Annotated in this window: 26 protein-coding genes; 7 read left to right on the forward strand and 19 right to left on the reverse strand. The window is 67.6% G+C overall.

Translation table 11 applies throughout. From position 1 onward, the window contains the following. Positions 1-98: 98 nt before the first annotated feature. Positions 99-275: a hypothetical protein gene (locus HF886_RS11885; RefSeq protein ID WP_169620629.1), complete on the reverse strand. Its 177-nt coding sequence runs from the start codon at positions 273-275 to the stop codon at positions 99-101. Positions 276-525: 250 nt separating this feature from the next. Between HF886_RS11885 and HF886_RS11890 the strand changes: the two genes are divergently transcribed. Genes HF886_RS11890 through HF886_RS11900 form a run of 3 tightly spaced genes read left to right on the forward strand, consistent with a single transcriptional unit; the run spans position 526 to position 2,425 of the window. Further along, complete coding sequence (locus HF886_RS11890) at positions 526-1,122, forward strand: biotin transporter BioY (RefSeq protein WP_169652397.1); 597 nt, start codon at positions 526-528, stop codon at positions 1,120-1,122. A 20-nt stretch (positions 1,123-1,142) separates the two neighbouring features. Then, entirely contained in the window at positions 1,143-1,823 is a 681-nt protein-coding gene (locus HF886_RS11895; protein ID WP_169652398.1) for an ABC transporter ATP-binding protein, read from the forward strand. Then, a complete protein-coding gene (locus HF886_RS11900) occupies positions 1,820-2,425 on the forward strand; it encodes an energy-coupling factor transporter transmembrane protein EcfT (RefSeq protein ID WP_169620626.1) in 606 nt (201 codons plus the stop codon). The genes HF886_RS11895 and HF886_RS11900 overlap by 4 nt, the downstream gene beginning before the upstream one ends. Positions 2,426-2,450: 25 nt before the next feature. Here the strand turns inward: HF886_RS11900 and HF886_RS11905 are convergent, their stop codons facing one another. The 5 genes from HF886_RS11905 to pgsA form a co-directional block, all read right to left on the reverse strand. Continuing rightward, entirely contained in the window at positions 2,451-3,266 is an 816-nt protein-coding gene (locus tag HF886_RS11905; protein WP_169620625.1) for a hypothetical protein, read from the reverse strand. Between the two features lie 33 nt (positions 3,267-3,299). Next, entirely contained in the window at positions 3,300-4,109 is an 810-nt protein-coding gene (locus HF886_RS11910; RefSeq protein ID WP_169652399.1) for a PspA/IM30 family protein, read from the reverse strand. A gap of 192 nt (positions 4,110-4,301) precedes the next feature. Further along, on the reverse strand, positions 4,302-4,691 hold the full coding sequence (locus HF886_RS11915) for a helix-turn-helix transcriptional regulator (protein WP_169620623.1): 390 nt from the start codon (positions 4,689-4,691) through the stop codon (positions 4,302-4,304). Positions 4,692-4,792: 101 nt separating this feature from the next. Continuing rightward, positions 4,793-5,299: a CinA family protein gene (locus HF886_RS11920; protein WP_169620622.1), complete on the reverse strand. Its 507-nt coding sequence runs from the start codon at positions 5,297-5,299 to the stop codon at positions 4,793-4,795. Beyond that, positions 5,296-5,973, reverse strand: a complete 678-nt coding sequence (gene pgsA / locus HF886_RS11925) for a CDP-diacylglycerol--glycerol-3-phosphate 3-phosphatidyltransferase (protein WP_169620621.1) — start codon at positions 5,971-5,973, stop codon at positions 5,296-5,298. The genes HF886_RS11920 and pgsA overlap by 4 nt, the downstream gene beginning before the upstream one ends. An 82-nt stretch (positions 5,974-6,055) precedes the next feature. Here pgsA and HF886_RS11930 point away from each other — a divergent pair, with 82 nt between their 5' ends. Further along, positions 6,056-6,544, forward strand: a complete 489-nt coding sequence (locus HF886_RS11930) for an amino-acid N-acetyltransferase (RefSeq protein WP_169620726.1) — start codon at positions 6,056-6,058, stop codon at positions 6,542-6,544. Positions 6,545-6,583: 39 nt separating this feature from the next. Beyond that, positions 6,584-6,868, forward strand: a complete 285-nt coding sequence (locus tag HF886_RS11935) for a YciI family protein (protein ID WP_169620620.1) — start codon at positions 6,584-6,586, stop codon at positions 6,866-6,868. 13 nt (positions 6,869-6,881) lie between these two features. Here HF886_RS11935 and HF886_RS11940 read toward each other — a convergent pair whose 3' ends face one another. The 6 genes from HF886_RS11940 to thyX form a co-directional block, all read right to left on the reverse strand. Continuing rightward, on the reverse strand, positions 6,882-7,865 hold the full coding sequence (locus HF886_RS11940) for a TerC family protein (RefSeq protein WP_169620619.1): 984 nt from the start codon (positions 7,863-7,865) through the stop codon (positions 6,882-6,884). A 165-nt stretch (positions 7,866-8,030) separates the two neighbouring features. Continuing rightward, positions 8,031-10,760, reverse strand: a complete 2,730-nt coding sequence (locus HF886_RS11945) for a DNA translocase FtsK (protein WP_206038727.1) — start codon at positions 10,758-10,760, stop codon at positions 8,031-8,033. Between the two features lie 125 nt (positions 10,761-10,885). Next, entirely contained in the window at positions 10,886-11,509 is a 624-nt protein-coding gene (locus HF886_RS11950; protein WP_169652400.1) for a TIGR03085 family metal-binding protein, read from the reverse strand. Positions 11,510-11,595: 86 nt separating this feature from the next. Continuing rightward, positions 11,596-13,407, reverse strand: a complete 1,812-nt coding sequence (locus HF886_RS11955) for a ribonuclease J (RefSeq protein ID WP_169652401.1) — start codon at positions 13,405-13,407, stop codon at positions 11,596-11,598. After that, the gene (dapA, locus tag HF886_RS21080) at positions 13,408-14,313 is read right to left on the reverse strand and encodes a 4-hydroxy-tetrahydrodipicolinate synthase (RefSeq protein ID WP_169620616.1); all 906 of its coding nucleotides are present in this window, start codon (positions 14,311-14,313) and stop codon (positions 13,408-13,410) included. A gap of 60 nt (positions 14,314-14,373) precedes the next feature. Further along, the gene (thyX, locus tag HF886_RS11965) at positions 14,374-15,129 is read right to left on the reverse strand and encodes an FAD-dependent thymidylate synthase (RefSeq protein WP_169652402.1); all 756 of its coding nucleotides are present in this window, start codon (positions 15,127-15,129) and stop codon (positions 14,374-14,376) included. A 144-nt stretch (positions 15,130-15,273) separates the two neighbouring features. Here thyX and HF886_RS11970 point away from each other — a divergent pair, with 144 nt between their 5' ends. Both HF886_RS11970 and HF886_RS11975 read left to right on the forward strand, forming a co-directional pair. After that, positions 15,274-15,798 carry a toxin-antitoxin system HicB family antitoxin gene (locus HF886_RS11970; RefSeq protein ID WP_169620614.1) on the forward strand — a complete coding sequence of 175 codons (525 nt, stop codon included), beginning with the start codon at positions 15,274-15,276 and terminating at the stop codon, positions 15,796-15,798. A 63-nt stretch (positions 15,799-15,861) separates the two neighbouring features. Further along, positions 15,862-16,302: an SRPBCC family protein gene (locus HF886_RS11975; RefSeq protein ID WP_169620613.1), complete on the forward strand. Its 441-nt coding sequence runs from the start codon at positions 15,862-15,864 to the stop codon at positions 16,300-16,302. Between the two features lie 13 nt (positions 16,303-16,315). Here HF886_RS11975 and HF886_RS11980 read toward each other — a convergent pair whose 3' ends face one another. From HF886_RS11980 to narH, 7 genes are all read right to left on the reverse strand, one after another. Further along, positions 16,316-16,807 carry an NAD(P)H-dependent oxidoreductase gene (locus HF886_RS11980; protein ID WP_169620612.1) on the reverse strand — a complete coding sequence of 164 codons (492 nt, stop codon included), beginning with the start codon at positions 16,805-16,807 and terminating at the stop codon, positions 16,316-16,318. A 48-nt stretch (positions 16,808-16,855) separates the two neighbouring features. Then, on the reverse strand, positions 16,856-17,329 hold the full coding sequence (locus HF886_RS11985) for a hypothetical protein (protein ID WP_169620611.1): 474 nt from the start codon (positions 17,327-17,329) through the stop codon (positions 16,856-16,858). Continuing rightward, the gene (gene dapB, locus HF886_RS11990; protein ID WP_169620610.1) at positions 17,326-18,081 is read right to left on the reverse strand and encodes a 4-hydroxy-tetrahydrodipicolinate reductase; all 756 of its coding nucleotides are present in this window, start codon (positions 18,079-18,081) and stop codon (positions 17,326-17,328) included. Before dapB ends, HF886_RS11985 begins: the two co-directional genes overlap by 4 nt. Positions 18,082-18,196: 115 nt before the next feature. Continuing rightward, a complete protein-coding gene (locus tag HF886_RS11995; RefSeq protein WP_169620609.1) occupies positions 18,197-19,534 on the reverse strand; it encodes a pitrilysin family protein in 1,338 nt (445 codons plus the stop codon). Between the two features lie 92 nt (positions 19,535-19,626). After that, positions 19,627-20,355 (reverse strand): respiratory nitrate reductase subunit gamma, encoded by a 729-nt coding sequence (narI, locus tag HF886_RS12000; protein ID WP_169620608.1) that lies wholly within the window; start codon positions 20,353-20,355, stop codon positions 19,627-19,629. A gap of 3 nt (positions 20,356-20,358) precedes the next feature. Then, positions 20,359-21,036 carry a nitrate reductase molybdenum cofactor assembly chaperone gene (gene narJ, locus HF886_RS12005; RefSeq protein WP_206036840.1) on the reverse strand — a complete coding sequence of 226 codons (678 nt, stop codon included), beginning with the start codon at positions 21,034-21,036 and terminating at the stop codon, positions 20,359-20,361. Positions 21,037-21,038: 2 nt separating this feature from the next. Continuing rightward, positions 21,039-22,712 carry a nitrate reductase subunit beta gene (gene narH / locus HF886_RS12010; protein ID WP_169652403.1) on the reverse strand — a complete coding sequence of 558 codons (1,674 nt, stop codon included), beginning with the start codon at positions 22,710-22,712 and terminating at the stop codon, positions 21,039-21,041. Positions 22,713-22,742 lie beyond the last annotated feature (30 nt).

A 22,742-nucleotide genomic window follows, 5' to 3' on the forward strand; every position in this document is an offset into this window, starting at 1 on the left:
CGGCTCACCGGGCTCCGAGACACACCGCGCGGACGAAGACCCGGCGGTACGTCTACCGCCGGGCCCCCTCTCTGCCGCCGTGGCTGTCCACCGTCCGGTCAGAACCGGGTGACATGGTCGTCCCTGTCACTGCGCGACATCGCTTTGTACAGCAGATATCCGCCGAAGATGATCGCGCTGAGTACGAGGATGCCGAACAGGTGGTCGAACAGGGCGCCGATCACCGCGAGGCCCACCCACACGAGTGCGACCATTCCTACGATCTTCCAGAACATCGTGTTCTCCCGCCTGGCACCTGAGCACCGTCGCTGTCGTACACACTCGATCCTCACACCGTCACGACGGAAAAACACCACGTCATCGCGTAGTTCAGGAAAAGATCAGGGGATACCCGCAGCGCGCGGCCCGGCCGTCTCAGGGGTGCACCCCGAACGGGGGTGGTGGCGTGGGGACCCTCCTGGACCCTTACGCTCTACACGTTCGATCCCACTGCTACTCGACCCGCCGTCAGAAGGCTGAGAAATCGTGTCCTCGACCCGTCGTATGCCCGCTCGCGATCTCGCGCAGATCGCCGTCTTCGCCGCTCTGATCATCGCGCTGGGTCTGCCCGGCCAGATCACCATCGGCTCTTCCGGCGTCCCCATCACCCTGCAGTCTCTCGGTGTGATGCTGGCCGGCGCGTTGCTCGGCGCCCGGAAGGGTGTCCTGTCGGTGACGACGGTGATCGTGATCGGTCTCGCCCTCCCCGTGCTGGCGGGCGGACGTACGACGCTCACGTCCCTGGCCGGACCGACCGCGGGTTTCCTGATCGGCTGGATTCCCGCCGTCGCCGTCATCGGGTGGCTGAGCATGCGGATGCTCCCCCGGTACCGGACAGTGCTGGGTGTCGGAGTGAACGTGCTCGGCGGCATCGTCGTCCTGTACGCCCTCGGGATCGCCGGCATGGTGCTCCGGACCGACCTGACGGTGTGGGCCGCGGCCGCCGCGAACGTCGCCTTCCTTCCGGGCGACCTGATCAAGGCTGTCGTCACCGCTGCGGTCGCGGCGCAGGTCCACCGGGCCTACCCGGCGCTCCTCGCAGGCCGGATCCAGCGGCAGCCCGCAGCCGACCCGACGCACTGACGGACGGAGCGCACCGGTCGATGAGCGAAATCTGCTTCCGGCAGGTCCGGCACTCCTACGGTGACCGGACCGTCCTCGACGGCATCGACCTGACGCTGACCGAGCGACGGGTCGGCATCGTAGGGGCGAACGGGAGCGGGAAGTCGACGCTCGCGCGCATGATCAACGGTCTCGTGGTGCCCTCCGTCGGCGCCGTGACGGTCGACGGTTTCGACACCGCGAAGAAGGGCCGGGAGGTCCGCAAGCGGGTGGGCTTCGTCTTCACCGATCCCGACCATCAGATCGTGATGCCGACGGTCGCGGAAGACGTCGCATTCTCTCTGCGACGCAGCGGACTGGGGAAAGCGGAGCGCGCCGACCGGGTGCGGGAGGTGCTCGCCGAGTTCGGTCTCGCCGGGCACCACGATCATCCGAGCCACCTGCTCTCCGGTGGGCAGAAACAACTGCTGGCACTCGCGGCGATCATGGTCACCGACCCGGACGTGCTGGTGGCCGACGAGCCCACCACCTTGCTGGACCTGCGCAACACCAAGCTGATCGCCCGCACGTTCGCCTCGCTCCGCCAGCAACTCGTGGTGGTGACCCACGCCCTGGATCTGCTCACGGAGTTCGACCGCGTCCTCGTGGTGGACTCGGGTCTGATCGTGGCCGACGACGAACCCGGACCGGCCGTCGCGTACTACCGGAAGCTGATCGGGTGAACACCTTCGGCCTCTACCACCCCGGGACGTCGGTGCTGCATCGAGTGCCTGCCGGACCGAAGCTTGTCGTCACCGCAGCGATCATCGTGGTCCTGAGCCTGTGGATCCGGCAGCCCTGGCAGGTTCTTCCGGCTGCCGTACTCGCGGTGATCACGTACACGGTTGCACGAATACCCCTGCGGCTCACGGTGATCCAGTTGCGGCCGATCGTGTGGATGCTGGCGTTCGTCGGCGCGTTCCAATGGATCGTCGCGGGCTGGGAACGCGCTGTCGTGATCTGCGGTTCACTGCTCGTCGCCGTCGCACTCGCCGCGCTCGTCACCTTGACGACACGCATGACGGACATGCTCGACGCGATCGTGTCCGCCGCGCGGCCGCTGCGCCGTGTGGGCGTCGACCCGGATCGTGTCGGTCTCGTGCTGGTGATGACCATCCGCGCGATCCCGCTGCTGGGGGCGGTGGTGACCCGGGTGACGGAGGCACGCAAAGCCCGCGGACTCGGATTCTCGCTGCGCGCTCTGGTCGTGCCGGTCGTGGTCGGTGCGCTGATGACCGCCGAAGCGATGGGTGAAGCGCTCGCCGCGCGGGGCGTCGACGACTGAGGGCGGGCTTTCGGTCGCGCGCCGGCTACGGACGGCCGCGATAGCGCCGCTCGATCTGCGCGACGTCCTGCCAGGACAGTGCCCAGCTTTCGAGCTTGTCCGACGTGGTGATCAGCTCCGCTCGATGCTGTTCGAGCAGCGCCATCGAGCGGCTGCCCTCCGGGGCGGCAGCCAGGCGGGCGGCGGCCGCGACGAGTTCCTCGTACTGGTCGACGCCCGACTCGAGCCGCTGACCCGCAGCGGTGATCGCCGTGTCGAGGTGTGCGCCTGCGGCAGCACTCCCCCGCGACGCCGCTTCGAGCGCGACGACGTCTTCGACCACTGCGTCGAGCGCGGCCGACGCCGCACGCGCCGCCTCACCGATCTCGTCGAGGTCGTCGGCGGCGACAGCGCCGGATCGTGCGATGACGGCGAGCAGCCGGGCCAGGCTCTGCTCGTCGGCGGACAGGCGCTCCATGGGGGCGCGCGCCACCGAGCCTGCGGGAGGCAGAGTCCGGCGGCCCGGTCCGGGTGGAGGTAACGGGAGCGCGTCGAGGCGGCGGAACGTCCGCACCGCCATGACTGCGGGAACGACGAATGCGGCTGTCGCTCCGCCGGTGGCGACGATCGTCCAGTCGGGCGCCGACGCGGCGATGAGTGTGGCCGTACCGATACCCCCGGTGCCGCCTGCTGCGCCGAACAAGCGGGCGCGACGACGGGCCCGGCGCTTCTTGCGACGAAGTCGCGCCGCGGGATCACGCCAGCGGCGGGCAGCATCGACCGCAGCGCCCGTGGCGTCTCTGAGCACGGCAGCGGCCGGGCCGGAGATGCTTCCGGCCCGGCCGCTTCCGGGTGCGTTCATGGCGAGGTCACGTTCCTGGGGTGGTCGCGTGCGTTACTGGCTACCGGCACTGTCCGCAGCGGCCGGCGGCTCCTTGCCGATATCGACGGCGGGCGTCGCGGGCGCACCGGGCAGGGCGTCACCCTTCATGGAGGCGCGGATCTGCTCGAGCCGGCTGTGTCCGGCCATCTGGACGGTCGCCTGCTGGACCTCGAGCATCCGTCCCTGCACCGTGTTCTGCGCGAGCTCGGCAGAACCGAGCGCATTGGCGTAGCGACGCTCGATCTTCTCGCGCACGGCATCGAGACTCGGCGTGGTTCCGGGCGCGGACAAAGTGGAATCCATGGAGCGCAGGGATTCGCTGACCCGTTCCTGCATCTTGGCCTGCTCGAGCTGGCTGAGCAGCTTGGTGCGCTCGGCCACCTTCTGCTGCAATGCCATAGCGTTCTGCTCGACAGCCTTCTTCGCCTGCGCCGCAGCCTGCAGGGACTGGTCGTGCAGCACCTTCAGGTCCTCGACCGACTGCTCGGCGGTGACGAGTTGCGCGGCGAAGGCCTCGGCGGCGTTGGTGTACTGAATGGCCTTCTCGGTGTCGCCCGCAGCACTGGCCTGGTCCGCCATCATCACGGCCTGCCGGGCACTCGCGTTGAGCTTCTCGACCTCGTCCAGCTGGCGGTTGAGCTTCATCTCGAGCTGCCGCTGGTTCCCGATGACGGATGCTGCCTGCTGTGAGAGTGCCTGGTGCTGCCGCTGGGCGTCCTCGATGGCCTGCTGAATCTGGACCTTCGGGTCGGCCTTTTCATCGATCTTGGAGTTGAACAGCGCCATCAGGTACTTCCAACCCTTGACGAACGGATTAGCCATGGGTGTGATCCCGCCTCCATCTGGTACGCCGCGCAGAACGCGACCCGATGCGCGGCCCTCGCGCACCGATTCCGGACCGCCCTGCCGGTCGAATCCCGGCGGTCCAACCTGCCGAGCCCGGATCACCCTGGAGGCGAAGCCGGGATATGTCGCTTGTCCGCGCCGGATGCCCGGTGCGATCTTCAATCCATGTTAGGCGGCAGCAAGCGCCCGCGCCGCCGGTGCAGGGATCACAACTCTGGTCTCTTGCGCAATCCGCGCAGAATCCCGCGCCACCCCGTCGGATCCCGCGAGATCGGAGATACCGACCTCGGCAACCCGCTCGTTCATGCCACTGCGGCGGGGAACCGCATCGGCGAGCGACTCGCTCACGTCGGAAAGGACGTCGGAGAGCGGGACGGCGAGCGCGTCGCAGATCGCCGCGAGAAGCTCACTCGACGCTTCCTTGCGCCCACGTTCGATCTCGGAGAGATACCCGAGGCTGACCCTTGCGCTACTGGAGACTTCGCGCAGGGTGCGGCTTTGCGACACACGGGTACGCCGAAGGCTGTCCCCCAGTGCTTCGCGTAGCAACAGCGCCATCGCATCCTCCTTCGTCCTTCGTACCTATACCCCGACAACGTGCAACAGCACCTACGGGTTCCCACTTCTCGATCGAACCTCGAGAACGCGGTGAACAGACATTACAACGCCGAGGTCGTATGCAGGCGGGCGAGTAGTCCCGACACGGCGGCATCGACCGATCCGAGCCGGATGCCCCACCGGTCTCCCGCCACCTCGGGCCGGCCCACGCGGGTACCTCCCGGCCCGCTGATTCCGATGTACACCGTGCCGGGAGGATGTCCGTCCTGGCTGTCGGGTCCGGCCACGCCGGTCAGTCCCAGCCCCCAGGTGGCGTCGCATCGGGTACGCGCACCGTCCGCGAGTGCCGCAGCCGTGGACTCGGAGACGGGACCGTCGTGCGCGAGGATCTCGGTGTCGACGCCGGCCAGAACGGCTTTCAGGTCGGTGGCGTATACGATCAGCCCCCCGCGCAGGACCGCGCTGGCGCCGGGAACGCCGGCGATCGTCGCCGCGACCAGTCCTGCGGTGAGCGACTCCGCGGTCGCGACGGTCTGTCCGCGCGCCGACAACTCGGCCACGAGTTCGGCTGCCCGCGTCGCGGAGGCAAGCGGGTCGGCAGCGGTCACGACGACGTCCGGTCCCCGCCGCCGTCGTGCGCAGGTTCGCCGGCCCGCACCGCCGTACGCAGTCTGGCCGCCTGCACGACGTAGTCGAGGCCCGTCACGACGGTCAGCACCACCGCGAGCACCATCATCGTCACCGCCACCGGCGCGATCGCGTCGGGCAGCGGGAGCAGGTAGATCCCGATGGCAAGGGTCTGGACGAACGTCTTGGCCTTGCCGCCCCGGCTGGCCGGGATCACGCCGTGCCGCAGCACCGCGAATCGCAGAGCTGTGATGCCCAGTTCACGAGCGGCGATGATCGCGGTGACCCACCAGGTGAGGTCGCCGAGGAGCGAGAGCCCGACCAGCGCGGCACCGATGAGCGCCTTGTCGGCGATGGGGTCGGCGAGCTTGCCGAAGTCGGTGACCAGGCCGTACCGGCGCGCCAACTGGCCGTCGATCCGGTCGGTGATCGCGGCGACCGCGAAGACGGCCGTGGCCGCCAGGCGCCACCCGGTGTCGTGCCCGTCGCCGACGAAAAGCAACACCAGGAACACCGGGACCAGCGCGATTCGCAGCACCGTCAGGATGTTCGCGATGTTCCACAAAGGCACCGGATCGTGCGGGGAACCGGCGTTCGGTCCCGGGGCGGCGCCGCTCCCGCCCGATGCGGCGACGTGCTGGCGGGGCGTGCTCATGGGCCCCACAATATCGCCTGGGGCACGCGCTACTGTTCACCGCATGACAACAGCGGCGCCGGAATCCAGCACAACCGACCGAATGGTCGTGCGTCGGGCCCGAACGTCCGACGTGCCGGAAATCAAGCGGCTCATCGACATCTACTCGGGAAGGATCCTTCTCGAGAAGAACCTGGTGACCCTGTACGAGGCCGTCCAGGAGTTCTGGGTGGTCGAGGTCGGTGCGCGTGTCGTCGGGTGCGGAGCGCTGCACGTGCTGTGGTCCGACCTCGGTGAGGTCCGCACCGTGGCCGTCGACCCGCAGGTCAAAGGGCGCGGCGCCGGTCATCTCCTGGTCGCGCGGCTGATCGAGGTGGCCCGGGAACTCGAGCTCGAGCGGCTGTTCGTGCTCACCTTCGAAGTGGACTTCTTCGCCCGCCACGGATTCACCGAAATCGAAGGCACCCCGGTGACAGCCGAGGTCTACGCCGAAATGTGCCGGTCGTACGATACCGGTGTCGCCGAATTCCTGGACCTGAGCTACGTGAAACCGAACACGCTCGGGAACACCCGGATGTTGCTCACACTCTGAGCCGCGACGCCCGTCTCCCACCGGATCGAAGGAAACTTCATGGCCATGTTCGCCGTCGAATACACGTACTCCGACGCCACCGCCGCGGCCCGCGACGAGCACCGCCCGAAGCACCGGGCATGGCTCAGCGGTCTCGTCGAGGACGGACGGGTCCGGGCAACCGGCCCGTGGACCGACGGGTCCGGGGCACTGATCCTGCTCGACGTAGCCGACGAGGCCGCGGCGCGGGACCTGATGGCTCAGGATCCGTTCGCGCAGCGCGGCCTCGTCGATGCGGTACGCATCACCGCCTGGACTCCCGTGATGGGCGCTTTCAGCGGTTAGGCGATCGGCGCCGTCATCGCTTGGCGGATGCTTCCACGTGCCGCGTCCGCAGCAAGCTCGCAACCGTGGTGATGATGAGAACACCGACGATCACAGCCAGCGACAAGCCGGTGGAGATCTCGGGCACCGCCACGTGTTCGCCGCCGTTGATCCAGCCGAGCGTGTTCTCGTGCAGCGCGTGCAGCACGAGCTTGACGCCGATGAACGCCAGGATCACCGAGAGTCCGTACGACAGGTACACCAGGCGCTCGAGCAGGCCGCCGATGAGGAAGAACAGCTGCCGCAGACCCATGAGCGCGAACGCGTTCGCGGTGAACACGAGGTAGGGCTCTTCGGTGAGACCGTAGATCGCGGGAATCGAGTCGAGCGCGAACAGGATGTCGGTGAACCCGATCGCGATGAGGGCCAGCAGCATCGGCGTGACCATCTTCTTGCCGTCGATGCGGGTGACGAGCTTGTCGCCGTCGTATTCGTCGTGGACCGGCAGGAACTTACGCGCGAGAACCACCATCTTGTTCTCGGAGATACTTCCCTGGTCCTCACCGTGGTCGCGGATGAGCTTGACGGCGGTGTAGATCAGGAAGATCCCGAAAAGGTAGAACACCCAGCTGTACGCATTGATGGCGGCGGCGCCGACAGCGATGAACAGGCCGCGCATCACGAGGGCGAGAACGATGCCGATCGTGAGCACCTTCTGCTGATACTCCCGCGGCACCGCGAACGTCGCCATCAGGATCACGAACACGAAGAGGTTGTCGACGGACAGTGCCTTTTCGGTGACGTAGCCGGCGAAGTACTCCCCGCCGTACGTCGGCCCCCACACCATGAAGACGACCACACCGAAGATGATGGCGATCGTGATGAACACCGCGGACCAGAAACCCGATTCGCGCAACGTCGGCGCGTGGGGCTTGCGTACGTGGGCATAGAAGTCGAAGACGAAAAGTCCGACGATCACCGCGATGGTGATCAACCAGGTCGTCAGGGTTACGTGCATACCTCGGCCTTCCGGTAGGTGTATACCTGCCGGAGGTCTCTCCCGCCCTGCACGAATGCCGGACCGACGGCCCCGGAACGGCATCGGCGCCGTACGTGTTGACGAGACCGCCGCGAAGTAGGGGATACTCCCCTCCACAGCTGACACGATTGTGCCATATGTGTCTCAGGCGTCCCCGGACCCGGATCCTGCGTCGTCCGGATCCCCGCCGCCGCGGATCGAGTACAGGAGCCCGTCGAGTTCGTCCGGTTTGACGAGCACCTCGCGAGCCTTGCTGCCCTCGCTCGGACCCACCACCCCGCGAGTCTCCATGAGGTCCATGAGCCGGCCTGCCTTCGCGAATCCCACGCGCAGCTTGCGCTGCAGCATCGACGTGGAGCCGAACTGGCTCGTCACGACGAGTTCGACGGCCTGGAGGAACACGTCGAGGTCGTCGCCGATGTCTGCGTCGACGTCCTTCTTCTCACCGGCCTTCGGTGCCGTGACGCCCTCGGTGTACTCGGGTTCGGCCTGGTTCTTCGCGGCGTCGACGACCGCCGAGATCTCCTCGTCGGTGATGAACGCACCCTGCATGCGGACCGGCTTGCCGGCACCCATGGGCAGGAACAGCCCGTCGCCCATACCGATCAGCTTCTCGGCGCCGGGCTGATCGAGGATGACGCGCGAGTCGGTGAGAGAGCTCGTCGCGAACGCGAGCCGCGAGGGCACATTGGTCTTGATCAAGCCGGTCACCACGTCCACCGACGGACGCTGGGTGGCCAGGACGAGGTGGATGCCGGCGGCGCGGGCCTTCTGCGTGATCCGGACGATCGCTTCTTCGACGTCGCGCGGAGCCGTCATCATCAGGTCCGCCAGCTCGTCGACGATCGCGAGGATGTACGGGTAGGGCCGGTAGACACGTTCACTGCCGAGCGGGGCGGTGATCTCGCCCGACTTCACCTTCGAATTGAAATCGTCGATGTGGCGGACGCGATTGGCCTGCATGTCCTGGTAGCGCTGTTCCATCTCCTCGACCAGCCACGCCAGCGCGGCCGCGGCCTTCTTCGGCTGCGTGATGATGGGCGTGATGAGGTGCGGAATGCCTTCGTAGGGCGTCAACTCGACCATCTTGGGGTCGATCAGGATCATCCGGACCTCGTCGGGCGTGGCCCGGATGAGGAGCGAGACCAGCATCGAGTTGACGAAACTCGACTTACCGGACCCGGTGGAACCCGCCACCAGCAGGTGAGGCATCTTGGCGAGGTTCGCGGAGACGAAATCTCCCTCGATGTCCTTGCCGAGACCGATGACCAGCGGATGGTGGTCGCGGCGGGTCGACGGGGCGGCGAGGACATCCGACAGCCGGACCAGTTCGCGGTCGGAGTTCGGTACCTCGATACCGACCGCCGACTTACCGGGAATCGGCGCGAGCAACCGGACGTTGTCCGTCGCGACCGCGTACGCGATGTTCCGGGCCAGCGCGGTGATCTTCTCGACCTTCACGCCCGGTCCGAGTTCGACTTCGTAGCGGGTGACGGTGGGCCCCCGGGTGAAGCCGGTGACCGCCGCATCGATCTTGAACTGTTCGAGGACTTCGGTGATCGACTCGATCATCTCGTCGTTCGCCGGCGACCTCTTCTTCGGCGGATCGCCCTTGGTGAGCAGGCTCAGCGACGGCAGGACGTAATCGCCGTCGACTTCGCGGTCGGGAACGACGAGAGCATGGGCATCGGACTGCTCCGGCACCGGTTCGGGCTCCGGAACCGGTGCCGCCGGGACCGGACGTTTCGCGCGGGTGCGCGCCGGTGCGGGGGCGGTTTCCGGCTCGGGTTCGGGCGGCGGCGCCGCGGCGGTGGCCTCGTCGTCCGGCCACAGGGGCAGTATCTCGGTCTCGGCCTCGAATTCGTCGGGTGGGTAGTTCTCGACGGGGGTGCGGCGACGACGCGACCTGGGCTTTTCCGTGCGATACCCGTCGTCGTAGAGACCAGGATCGTCGTCGTAGTAGTCCCCGTATTCGTCCCCGTATTCGTCGTCCGCGGGGTATTCCAGGCCGAAGTACTCACGGAACAGTTCGGGCAGTTCCCGGATGGTGGTGCCGGTGAGCAGAAGAATGCCGAATCCGGCGGCGAGGAGCATCAGCGGAACGGACAGCCACGCGGTCAGTCCCGCGGTGAGAGGTCCGCCGACCGCGGCGCCGACGAAACCGGCGCCCTCGGATCGACCGGTCGCATCCCCCGGGAGGCCGGACGCAACGTGCCACAGGCCGAATGCCGGGAGAGCGACGAGAAGCCCACCGAGCACGAGCCTCGGGCGGATCTCGGGGAACGGTTCGGTACGCATCAGGGTCAGGGCGATGCCGATGGCGACCAGCGGGAGCACCGCTCCCGCGCCGCCCACAACGGCGCGCACACCGGTCTCGACCCAGTCCCCGACCGGACCTCCGACACCGAACCACAGCGATCCTGCGACGACCACCCCGACTGCGACGAGTCCCAGCGCGATACCGTCCCGCCGATGGCCGTGCTCGATGTCGGTGGCCATGCCCATGGTGCGCGCGGTGGCACCGAGCGCGCGCGCCGCCATGAACCATCCGGCGGCGACGCCCTTGCCGAGCGCGCCGAGTACCCCGCCGGAGGTGCGGGACCGCCGCGCTGCGGCGCCGCGCGGGGTGTTGGCGCGGGGCCGGGGCGAGCGGCGGGTTCCGGCCGAGCCCGTCCCGCGGGACGTTCGCGCTCCGCCCGACGTCTTCGCCGTCGCGCCTCGGCCCGCTGCTGCCCTACCGGTACCGGCCTTCGCCTTTCCCGACTTGGCCGAGGCCGCACGGGACCGGTTGGCACCGCCGGACGAGCCGCGTGCCCCCGTCCGCGACCGTGAGGTCGTTGAGGACGAAGCGCGACTGCCCGACTTTCCTGCCATAACCGCCAGGGTAACCGCCCGGGCCTCTCGTGAACCATGTGCAACACGGGTAACGCCGGGCGGCACTGGTCACAGGTGGTGCGGCGCTCTCGGCCACGACGCCGCGACGATGCGGGGCCGGCCGGTCACACTCCGCGCTTGGATCCGTCGATCTCGGCGACGGCGCTCGGCTCGCCCTCCTTGTCGACGTGCACCGCGTCGCGTCCGAACGCGTGAAGAAGTAGTTCCGCGGGCTCGCCCCGAAGGACGACGCTGCGAGGCCCACGCTTCCGGACGGTGACGCGCTCGCCGTCGGGGCGCTCGAAGACGACGGTGACATCGGACCCGCCGTAGCTGGTGCGCGCGAACATCCGCCCGGTCCTCCACAACTGGTCCTGGACCTCGGTGGAGAGGCGTCGCGGTTCCCATCCCTGCTGGGCGCGGCGCACATCCTCGTGGTGCACGAACATTTCCACTGCGTTGGCCACGGAGTCCAGGAGGAAGAGCGGCGACCACTTCGGCGGACCGGAGTCGACCTCGGACAGCAGGTGAGACCACTGCTTGTCGGTCGCCTCGCGACGGACCTTCTCCGTGTGGCCGGCGAAGGCCGGGATCATGATTCCGGGCATCGTGTCGACCCGGCGCTCTCGGACGAGGAGATGCGCGGCGAGATCGCGGGTCGTCCAGTCGCCGCAGAGGGTGGGCGCGTCGGGACCGACCTCGGACATCGTGCGGACCAGGGCATGTCGTTCCGTGCGGGCAAGACTCATCCGGCCACTCTATCGACGGCACGGGCGCGCGGCACGGGAAGAGTCCCGTGCCGCGCGAACATGCCTGGTCGGGCGGGCGAACTATGTCAGGACACAGCGATGACGGTCGGCACGATCATGGGGCGACGGCGGTACGTGTCGGCCACCCACCTGCCCACTACGCGCCGGATACCCTGCGCGATGCGGTGCGTCTCCGTGACGCCTTCGGCCGCAAGCTCGCTGAGGGTCTTGTCGACGAGCTGGGCGGCTTCGGTGAGCGCCGTCGGGTCGTCGGAGAACCCTCGGCCGGAGACCTCGGGTGTGCTCACGGCGCGGCCGGTGGTCGCGTCCACCGCGACCGAGATGGAAATGAATCCACCTTCGCCGAGGACGAGACGGTCCGACAGTGTCGATTCGCCGACATCGCCGACCGACAATCCGTCGACGTACACGTAGCCCACCGGAACGCGGCCCACGATCTCGGCGAGGCCGTCGACCATATCGACGACGACGCCGTCCTCGGCGAGGACGATTCGTTCCTTGGGCACGCCTGTGGCTTCGGCCAGTGCGGCGTTGGCGCGCAGGTGCCGCCATTCGCCGTGAACCGGCATCGCGTTCGTCGGCCGCACCGCGTTGTACAGGTACAGCAGTTCGCCCGCGGACGCGTGGCCGGACACGTGCACCTTCGCGTTCTGCTGCGTCACGACCGTGGCGCCGCGCTTGGCGAGACCGTTGACCACGGCGAACACGGAGTTCTCGTTGCCGGGGATCAGCGACGACGCGAGCACGACGAGGTCGTCGGCGCGGATGTTGATCTGGCGGTGTTCCCCGCGCGCCATGCGCGACAAGGCCGACAACGGCTCACCCTGCGAGCCGGTGGACACCAGAACGACCCGGTTGTCGGGCAACGACGCCGCGGCGTTCAGATCGACCTCGACGCCGTCGGGAACGTGGAGATACCCCAGGTCCTGCGCGATCTGCATGTTGCGCACCATGGAGCGCCCGACGAAGGCGACCCGACGGTTGTAGCGGTGTGCGACGTCGACGACCTGCTGGATCCGGTGCACGTGGCTCGCGAACGACGCCACGATGACCCGGTTGTTGGCCTTGCCGATGACGTTGTCGAGCACCCCGCCGATCTCGCGTTCGGGGGTGACGAATCCGGGGACCTCGGCGTTCGTGGAGTCGACCAGGAAGAGGTCGACACCTTCGTCGCCCAGGCGGGAGAACCCGGCCAGGTCGGTCAGCCGGTTGTCGAGCGGCAACTGGTCGAGCTTGATGTCACCGGTGTGCAGCACGAGACCGGCCGACGTCCGGATCGCGACCGCGAGCGCATCGGGAATCGAGTGGTTGACGGCGAAGTACTCGCACTCGAACGGGCCGTGATCGGTGCGTTCGCCCTCGGTGACCTCGACGAGGCGGGGCCGTTGCCGGTGCTCGCGGCACTTGGCGGCGACAAGCGCGAGAGTGAACTTCGAGCCGACGACCGGGATGTCGGGGCGCAGTCGCAGCAGGAACGGGACGGCACCGATGTGGTCTTCGTGACCGTGGGTGAGAACGATCGCCTCGACGTCCTCCATCCGGTTCTCGATGTGCCGGAAGTCCGGCAGGATCAGGTCGACGCCCGGCTGCTGGTCTTCCGGGAAGAGCACGCCACAGTCCACGATCAGCAGACGGCCCTGGTGCTCGAAGACGGTCATGTTGCGGCCGATTTCGCCGATGCCGCCGAGAGCGACGATCCGCAGACCGTTCTTGGGCGCCTTGGGAGGGGTCCCGAGGCGTGCGGTGGGATCGACGGGCGGACGCGGGTCGGGACGCTGCGCCGATGCCGAATTCTGGACGATGCGGCGCTGCGGCCGCGACGCCGGCGGGCCGGCGTTACGGGTGGCGCGGCCACGACTACTGGTGGGACGACTCATTTACAGAACCCCTGCTGCTTGAAGATCGGCCGCGAGGGCGTCGATCTGGGCCGATACCGGTGCGACCTGCGGAAGGCGCGGCTCGCCGACGTCGATACCCAGCAGTCTCAGCCCTGCTTTGGAAGCGCTGACACCGCCGAGTCTTGCGACCGCGCGGTAGATCGGCACCATGGACAGATTGATCGTGCGGGCCAGTTCGAGATCGCCTGCTTCGAAGGCGGTGTGCAGTTCGCGCAACCGGCCGGGCACGAGATGACCGATGACACTCACGAATCCCACAGCACCCACCGACAACCACGGCAGGTTCAGCGGGTCGTCACCGGAGTAGAACTTCAGATCGGTCGTGCCGATCAGTTCGGCTCCCGCATTGAGGTCACCCTTCGCATCCTTCACGGCCACGATCCGCGGATGCTCGGCGAGCAACCGCAGCGTGTCCGTTTCGATGGGCACCACAGAGCGTGGCGGAATGTCGTAGAGCATGACGGGAAGGTCGGTGGCATCGGCCACCGCCACGAAGTGCGCGTAGAGACCGGCCTGCGGCGGCCGGGAGTAATACGGGGTCACGACCAGCAGGCCGTGCGCGCCGGCGCGCGCGGCATCGCGGGCGAGTTCGGCGCTGTGCGCGGTGTCGTTGCTTCCGGCACCGGCGATGATCTTCGCGCGATCGCCGACAGAAGCGAGAACAGCCCGCATCAGTTCGAGCTTCTCGTTCTCGGTGGTGGTAGGCGACTCGCCGGTGGTACCGGCGAGTACCAGCGCGTCGCAGCCACCCTCGACGAGGTAGTTCGCAAGACGCACACCCGCGTCCACGTCGAGCTTGCCGTCGGCAGTGAACGGGGTCACCATCGCAGTGGCGACGGTGCCGAACGGGAGCTCGACAGCAGTTGCGGATTCACCGTTGGTCATGGTCAGAAGGCTACCGCGTGGGGATACAGGTCCGACACACGCCCGCCTCCGCCGGGTGGGTCAGCGGTCTGCGGCAAAGGTGGGAGCGGCGATTTCGCTGCCGTCGGGCATCGCCGTGATCGTGAAGTCGGAGAACGCGTTCGGCGCCGCATCGGTGAGTTGCCGCAGGCATTCGACGGCGAGCCGCCGGATTTCCACATCGGCGTGCTCGGTCGCGCGCATCGCGATGAAGTGCCGCCACGACCGGTAGTTGCCGGTGACCACGATGCGGGTCTCGGTGGCGTTGGGGAGCACCGCTCGCGCCGCTTCCCGCACCTGCTTCGCCCGCAGGGGCCCGGGAGGCAGATGCGCCATCTTCTCGTCGAGTGCGTCGAGCAGTTCCACGTACGCGTCGCGGCTGCGCCGGGTGGCGGCGAAGAACAGTTCCTCGAGATGAGGATCGCCCGCGATCGCGGGAGGAACGACGACCGGAGCATCGCCGTCCGCGACGAAACGCTGGGACAGCTGGGAGAACGAGAAGTGCCGATGCCGGATCAGTTCGTGGGTGCACGAACGGGAGATTCCGGTGATGTAGAAGGTGACCGAGGCGTGCTCGAGTACCGACAGGTGGCCCACGGTCAGCAGGTGCCGCAGATATCCGGTGTTGGTCGCGGTCCGCGGGTTCGGCTTCGACCAGCTCTGATAACACGCACGTCCGGCGAACTCGGCGAGCGCTTCCCCTCCGTCGGCGTCGGTTTCCCAAGGGATGTCGTCCGGCGGCAGGAATTCGGTCTTTGCGACGAGCCTGACCTTCAGGTTTGCGGGTTCGGGAATCATGCGCGTCTCCTCCCGGTGCGTGATCGCACCCTAGCGACCCGGAGCCTCCGCGCGCTCACCGCCACCTCGATGACGCCACCACGACAGCACTCGTGGCGTCATAGGCCTGTTGACTGATGTCACGCATGGCGTCACACTGACGGCATGAACATCGACACCTATACCGCGGCGATCACCGACGCCGTCGTCAACGCCGCCGAACTCGGCGACGAACAGACCCGCCGTACCGCAGCGGCCCTCTCCGCCGCTCTCGCCGCGCCGGCCCGGCTGGCCGTTCTCAGTGCGCTGTCGGATATGGCCGGGGAAATCAGCAAGCAGTTGGACGACCACACCGTCACGGTTCGGCTCGACGGCACGGAAGCCGTCGTGGATGTGCGCAGCGATGCCACGCCGCACACCGACTCGCCGTCGCAGACCTTCGAGGAGATGACCGGAGACATCAGCCGGGTCACCCTGCGTCTCGTCGAACAGATCAAATCCCGCGCCGAGGAAGCGGCCGCGCAGAGCGGTGTCTCGCTCAACTCCTGGGTGGCGCAGGCCGTGCAGGGCGCACTGAAGGATCAGAAGCGGTATCAGAAGCGCGCCGAAGAGTGGCGCCGGCAAGGCACCACACCCACCGCTCCCCCGGCGCCGGCTCCCCGAGAGGACGAAGACGGCGATACGGCCTGAAAACCCCTCCCGTGCGGTAGATTCCCGACGCACCGAACGCGGGAACGAGAGGACACCGAACCGATGGCCGTGAGCAGCACCAGAAGCTTCGAGATCAAGGCGACACCGGAGCAGGTGATGGCGGCTATCGCAGCGGTGGACCGGTTGCCCGAGTGGTCGTCGACGCACAAGAAGGTCGTTGTCGAGTCCACCTACCCGGACGGCCGCCCGCACCGGGTGCGCATGACCGTCTCGGTCATCGGACTCACCGACGAGCAGGTCGTCGACTACACCTGGGACGGCGACCGGTCGATGTCCTGGACGCTCGTCGAGAGCACGCAGCAGAACCAGCAGGACGGTGCCTACACACTCACACCGGCAGGCGGAGCGACCGAGGTCGGTTTCAGCCTGACCATCGATCCGAAGATTCCGGTCCCCGGATTCCTCGTCCGACGCGCCGAGAAGACGGCGATCGAGACAGCCGGCAAAGGCCTGACGAAGTTCGTCGAGGAGAACTACCGCTGACGCGGGCAGCCCCTCACACCCTGTCGGCGAGAGTCACCGCAACCGTCCCACCGAGCTCGTAACAGCGTTCGCGGACCTGCGCGTCGATCGGGCCGGTGATCTCCAGGTCGGCAGCCACCTGCGTCAACCCCATCCCCGTCACCAGTTTGCGCACCGACGACACCGCTCCCGCGGTGTCGTCGTTGCCGTGGACCCACATGCCGTACGGGCGGCCCGCAACGGCGTCCAGACACGGGTAGTACACGGTGTCGAAGAAGTGTTTGAGCGCGCCCGACATGTATCCGAAGTTCGCGGGAGTACCGAACAGGTAGCCGTCGGCGGCAAGCACGTCCGGGACGGTCGCGCCGAGGGCGGGCACCGCACGCACAGTCACCCCGTCGATGTCGGGGTCGTTCGCCCCCGCCAGCACCGCTTCGAGCAGCTCGCGCGTCGCCGGAGACGGCGTGTGGTGGACGACGAGCAGCGTCCGGTCCGTGGCGTCGGTTCGTTCGGGTTGTTCGGTCACAGGCGAAGACTACGACGGGGCGTTGCCCGAGCCGCGATACCGCGCCCGCTACGTCGTGCTGTCGCGTTCTGCTTTTTCGAGGGCAACCGCCCGGCGCATCGTCTCGCGGGCACGCCCCCGGTCACCCGCATAGTCGTAGGCGCGCGCCAGCCGGTAGGAGTTCCGCCAATTGTCGGGATCGGCTTCCCATTCCCGTTTGACGGTCTCGAACAGGGCGTCCGCCGCGTCGCGGTCGATCTTTCCGGACGGCCGTCGCGGAAGGTCGGTGACATCGAGTTCGAGACCTTCCTCGTGGATGCGCTGCGCAAGCTGCTGGTGCTGCCAGCCCGCACGCAGACTGGCGTACACGATCCAGACTCCGACGAGCGGGAGCAGCAACACGCCGATACCCAGCCCGACCGCGGCGACGCCGCCGGACCGGACGAGTTCGACTCCGCGGCTGCCGAGCAACACGAAGTAGAAGGCGAGCGCGGCGACGATGAACGCGATCGGTACGAGGACCTTGACGAGATCTTTTTTCACAGGTCGAGGAGGGGGTCGATGCCCAGCGTCAGGCCGGGACGGGAAGCGATCTCGCGGACTGCGAGGAGTACGCCCGGTGCGAACGAGGAACGGTCGATGGAATCGTGGCGGATCGTCAGCGTCTCACCCTGGGTTCCCAGCAACACCTCCTGGTGCGCGACCAGCCCGGCGAGACGCACCGAGTGCACCCGCACCCCGTCGACGTCGGCGCCGCGCGCACCGTCGAGTTCGGTGGTCGTGGCATCGGGGCTGCGTCCCACGCCTGCGGCGGCACGTGCCTCGGCGATGAGTTCCGCGGTGCGGTAGGCGGTGCCGGACGGCGCATCGGCCTTGTTGGGATGATGCAGTTCGATGACCTCGACGGAGTCGAAGAATCGGGCGGCGGCCTGCGCGAAGCGCATCGACAGCACCGCGCCGATCGCGAAGTTGGGAGCGATGAGCACACCGACGGCGGGCTGATCGGCGAGGCGGCTGCGGACCTGCGCGAGGCGGTCGTCGTCGAAGCCGGTGGTGCCCACGACGGCGTGGATGCCGTGGTCGATCAGGAACTGCAGGTTGCCCATGACCACGTCGGGGTGCGTGAAATCCACGACGACCTGCGTGCCGGAGGTCACGAAGTCGTCGAGGCTGTCGCCTCGGTCCACCGCTGCGACGAGTTCGAGGTCGGGGGCCGCCTCGACTGCCGCGCAGATGGCCTGGCCGACTTTGCCCTTGGCCCCGAGCACACCCACCCGAACTGCTGCTGCGTTCACTTTGCCGTCCACGACCTTCCCGTCACGTCTTTCCGAGGAAAGCGTACGCAACCGGGGTTGTGGTCTGCACGGGTGGTCACCGCGACGGCGCAGGTGCCCGGCAGGCGGAACAGGGTCAGCCGACGATGTCGCGCACCGCGGCGGGGAGATCGCGCGGGCGTCGGTACGGCCCGACCACCGCGGCGGCGAACGGACGGTGCAGTAGTTCGGCTGCGACCTCACGCACCTGTTCCGACGACACGGTCGCGATGCGCTCGAGGGTCTCGGTGAGGCTCCAGTGCCGGCCGTAGTTCAGCTCGCTGCGTCCGATGCGGTGCATTCGCGCCCCGGTGTCTTCGAGACCGAGGACCAGACCACCGCGCAACGAGCCTTTGGCGCGAGCGCATTCCGCGTCGGTGATGCCGTCCTTCGCGACGGCGCCGAGCACCTCGCGGATCACGGCCGCGACCTCGGAGAGATTCTCGGGCTGGCACCCGGCGTACACGGAAAACGCGCCGGTGTCGGCGAAGGTGTCGATACCGGAGTAGACGGAGTACGCCAGACCCCGCTTCTCGCGCACCTCCTGGAACAACCGTGAGCTCAATCCGCCGCCGATCGCGGCGTTGAGCACCGACAGTGCCCAGCGGCGGTCGTCGTGCCGGCCGAAGGAACGAACGCCGAGCGAGAGGTGCGACTGCTCGCCGTCGTGCTCGGTGATGCTCAGGGTGGGTGTGGTGCGCAGTTCGAGCCGGCCTTCCCGGCGCGGCACCGGCCCGCCCGTGCCGTCCAGGTGCCCGGCGAAGGCGCGGCGGACGAGTTCGACGGTGTGCTCGTGATCGACGTTGCCGGCGACCGCGACGACCATCCGCTGCGGGGTGTACCTGCGCACGTGGAAGGAGTGCAGCTGAGCGCGGGTCATCGCCTCGATGGAGTCGACGGAACCGATGATGGGACGGCCGATGGGGTGATCTCCGTACAGCGCGGTGAGGAAGGAGTCACCGAGGAGATCCTCGGGATCGTCGTCGCGCATCGAGATCTCCTCGAGTACGACCTGCCGTTCGACGTCCACGTCGGCGCTGCGGCACCGGCCCCGTAACACCACGTCGGCGACGACGTCGACTGCGAGCGGAAGATCGTCGTCGAGGACGTGCGCGTAGTAGCAGGTGTGTTCCTTGCTGGTGAACGCGTTGAGTTCACCGCCCACCCCGTCGATGAGCTCCGCGATGTCGAGCGCCGTGCGCGTCGGGGTGGATTTGAACAGCAGGTGCTCGAGAAAGTGTGCCGCGCCGGCGACGGACGGCTGTTCGTCGCGGGAGCCGATTCCGACCCACACGCCGACCGCCGCCGATCGCACGCCCGGCACGTGCTCGGTGACCACTCGCACGCCTCCGGGCAGAACGGTGCGGCGAACGCCGGAATCCACTGCGGGGGCGGAAGCGGTATCGGAAGGAGAAACGTGCCGGGTGGGAGCCATGTGTGAGTTCTACGGTCCTGCGGTCGGGGTCCGGCACATACGTCCGGGAACGGAACATCACACGATACATGCGCGGGCGGATCCGGCGACGGTCACCAACCGCGGCGCCGGGGCTGGGAGCCGACCAGCTGACCCTCTCGCGCCTCTCCCCTGCTGCGGTAGACGATGTACGGGCGGAACAGATATCCCACCGGTGCGCTGAATGCGTGGACGAGCCGGGTGAACGGCCAGATCGCGAACAGCACCAGACCGATCAGGGTGTGGATCTGGAACGACACCGGCGCCTCGACGAGGAGTTCGCCGCGTGGCTGCAGGATCCAGATGGACCGGAACCACGGCGAAACGGTGTCGCGGTAATTGTGTTCGCCGACCACTCCCGCGCCCATGAGGGTGGTGGCGAGACCCGCGACGATCGCGGCGACCAGGACTACGTACATGACCTTGTCGTTGAGGGTGGTCGCGGAGTACACCGGGCCGTTGGTACGCCGGCGGTAGATGAGCAGGCACACCCCGATGAGGGTCGCGGCGCCGGCGATGGTCCCGAGCACGAGAGCTTGGACGTGGTACGCGTGCTGGCTGATCCCTATCGCGTACGTCCACTGTTTCGGGATCAGCAAGCCGATGACGTGGCCGATGATCACCACCAGAATGCCGAAATGGAACAGCGGACTGCCGATGCGCAGCAGCCTGCTCTCGTAGAGCTGTGACGAGCGGGTGGTCCAGCCGAACTTGTCGTATCGGTACCGCCACCACGTGCCGACGATCAGGATCGCGAGTGTCACGTACGGCACGATGTCCCAGAAGATTGCACCCGCGCTCATCGTTTACGGCCCTTCTCGTCGGTCGTGGGCGTCCCGGCGTGGCGGAACGGTCAGGGTGAACGGCTGCAGGCCGATCGCCTCGGCCGGAGGTCCGGCGTGCATCAGCCGGCGGGCCCGTTGTTCCTGGGCCTCGTCCACAGGAGGCAGCGTGGCGCACACCGCGGCGACGGTGTCCGCGTACGGCGAATCGTCGCCGACCAGCGCGCGATGCAGGACGTCGATCGGTACCCGGTGCGCGACGAGCAGCCGTTCTCCCGCCTCGGGTGCGACGGTGGCCGCGAACTCGAGGACCACCGGGAGGTGGTCGGGCGCCTCGCCGACCGGAGGTTCGGCGCCCGCCTCCCGATAGGTCTGCACGAACGCGTGGATTTCCGATCCCCGGTTGCGTGTGTCTCCCGCGGTCCAGTAGGTCAGGTACATCGTCGAGCGCCGACGCAGGTCGAACGTGTCGACATACGCCTGGGCCGCATCGAGCAGGCTGCTACGACGCAGGTACGCGGCGGTCCGGGTGAGCCGGCCGCGCGCGGGCTCGTCGATGTGGTCGACGAGTGCCTCGACGGTGTCGAGACGCTCCGCCATCTGCTCGTCCGGATACGCCAGCAGCAACGAGGCCGCCTGGTGGACGAGCCGGGTCTGCAACCGGCGAGCGGGATCCTCTCGGCGTGACGCCCGCCGGAACAATGTCACCGCCGCTCCTCGCCGTCGCCGGGCCAGGCACCCGGGAACAGACCCGTGGGCGCTCCTTTGCCGTCCCAGTTCAGCAGATTGACGCGGGAGGGCTCGCGCTCGTTGACCGCGAGGCCTTCCGTGGTCTGGCGCTCTGCGAGCGCGTGGAACGTTTCCACCGCGACCGGGACGGGTCCGCCGCTCGACTCACCGAAGGGCCCGGACTCGTACATTCCCGGTCCACCGTCGAACGACAGAGAGCAGTCCGTGGCGGATTCCTCGAGCTTGTGTCCTTCGGTCGCGTAGGCCGTCGGGATCACGTAGCGCTCTTCGTACTTGGCGAGGGCGAGCAACCGGTACATCTCGTAGATCTGCTCCTCCGTCATGCCCACGGACTCCGGGATATGCGGCTGGGTGTCGCGACCGAGGTTGATGTCGCGCATATACGACCGCATCGCGGCGAGCCGTTGCAGGACGGCTTCCACGGACGCGGTGTCCCCCGCTGTGAACAGCTCCGCGAGGTAGCGGATGGGAATGCGCAACGACTCGAGTGCTCCGAACAGGTTTCCGAGATCTTCCCCGTCGTGACCGTCGCGGCTGACCGCGTCGACGACCGGCGACAGCGGCGGCACGTACCAGACCATCGGCATGGTCCGGTACTCCGGATGCAACGGCAGCGCGACCTTGTAGACGTTGATCAGAGAGTAGATCGGTGACTTCTGTGCGCCGGCGATCCAGTCGTCGGAAATCCCTTCGGCCCGGGCCCCCGCGATGACCTCCGGATCGTGGGGGTCGAGCAGGACCTGACGCTGGGCTTCGTAGAGATCCTGTTCGTTCTCCACCGCCGCCGCGTCGAGCACCCGGTCGGCGTCGTAGAACACCAGCCCGATGTAGCGCAGACGCCCGACGCAGGTTTCGGCACACACCGTCGGTAGCCCGACCTCGATGCGGGGATAACAGAACGTGCACTTCTCGGCTTTGCCGGTCTTGTGATTGAAATAGACCTTCTTGTACGGGCATCCGGAGATGCACATCCGCCAGCCGCGGCACCGGTCCTGGTCGACGAGGACGATGCCGTCCTCCGAGCGCTTGTAGATCGCTCCGGACGGGCACGACGCGACACACGAGGGGTTGAGGCAGTGCTCGCAGATCCGGGGCAGGTAGAACATGAACGTCTCTTCGAGCGACGTCTTGACCTCTTCGTTGATCTTCGCTAGGATCGGGTCGTCCGGAACGATCTCGGGCGAGCCCGCCAGGTTGTCGTCCCAGTTGGCCGACCACTCCACTTTCATCGGTTCGCCGCTGAGGAGACTGCGCGGTCGCGCCACCGGGATGTTCTCCCCCGCAGGGGCGTTGGTGAGGGTCTCGTAGTCGTACGTCCACGGTTCGTAGTAGTCGTCGATCGACGGCATCTTGGGGTTGGAGAAGATCCGGCTGAGCTTGTGGAGGCGGCCGCCGTCGCGCAGCCGAATCCTGCCCTTCTTGTCCCTGATCCAGCCGCCGCGCCACTTGTCCTGATCCTCGTAGGTGCGGGGGTACCCCTGACCCGGACGGGTCTCCACGTTGTTGAACCAGACGTACTCGGTTCCGGAACGGTTGGTCCAGGTCTGTTTACAGGTCACCGAGCACGTGTGACACCCGATGCACTTGTCGAGGTTCATGACCATCGCCATCTGTGCCATGACCTTCATGAGTGCCCCCGTCCGTGGGGTCCGATGGTG

It is taken from the genome of Rhodococcus sp. 105337, assembly GCF_012844225.1.
Lineage (GTDB): Bacteria > Actinomycetota > Actinomycetes > Mycobacteriales > Mycobacteriaceae > Rhodococcus.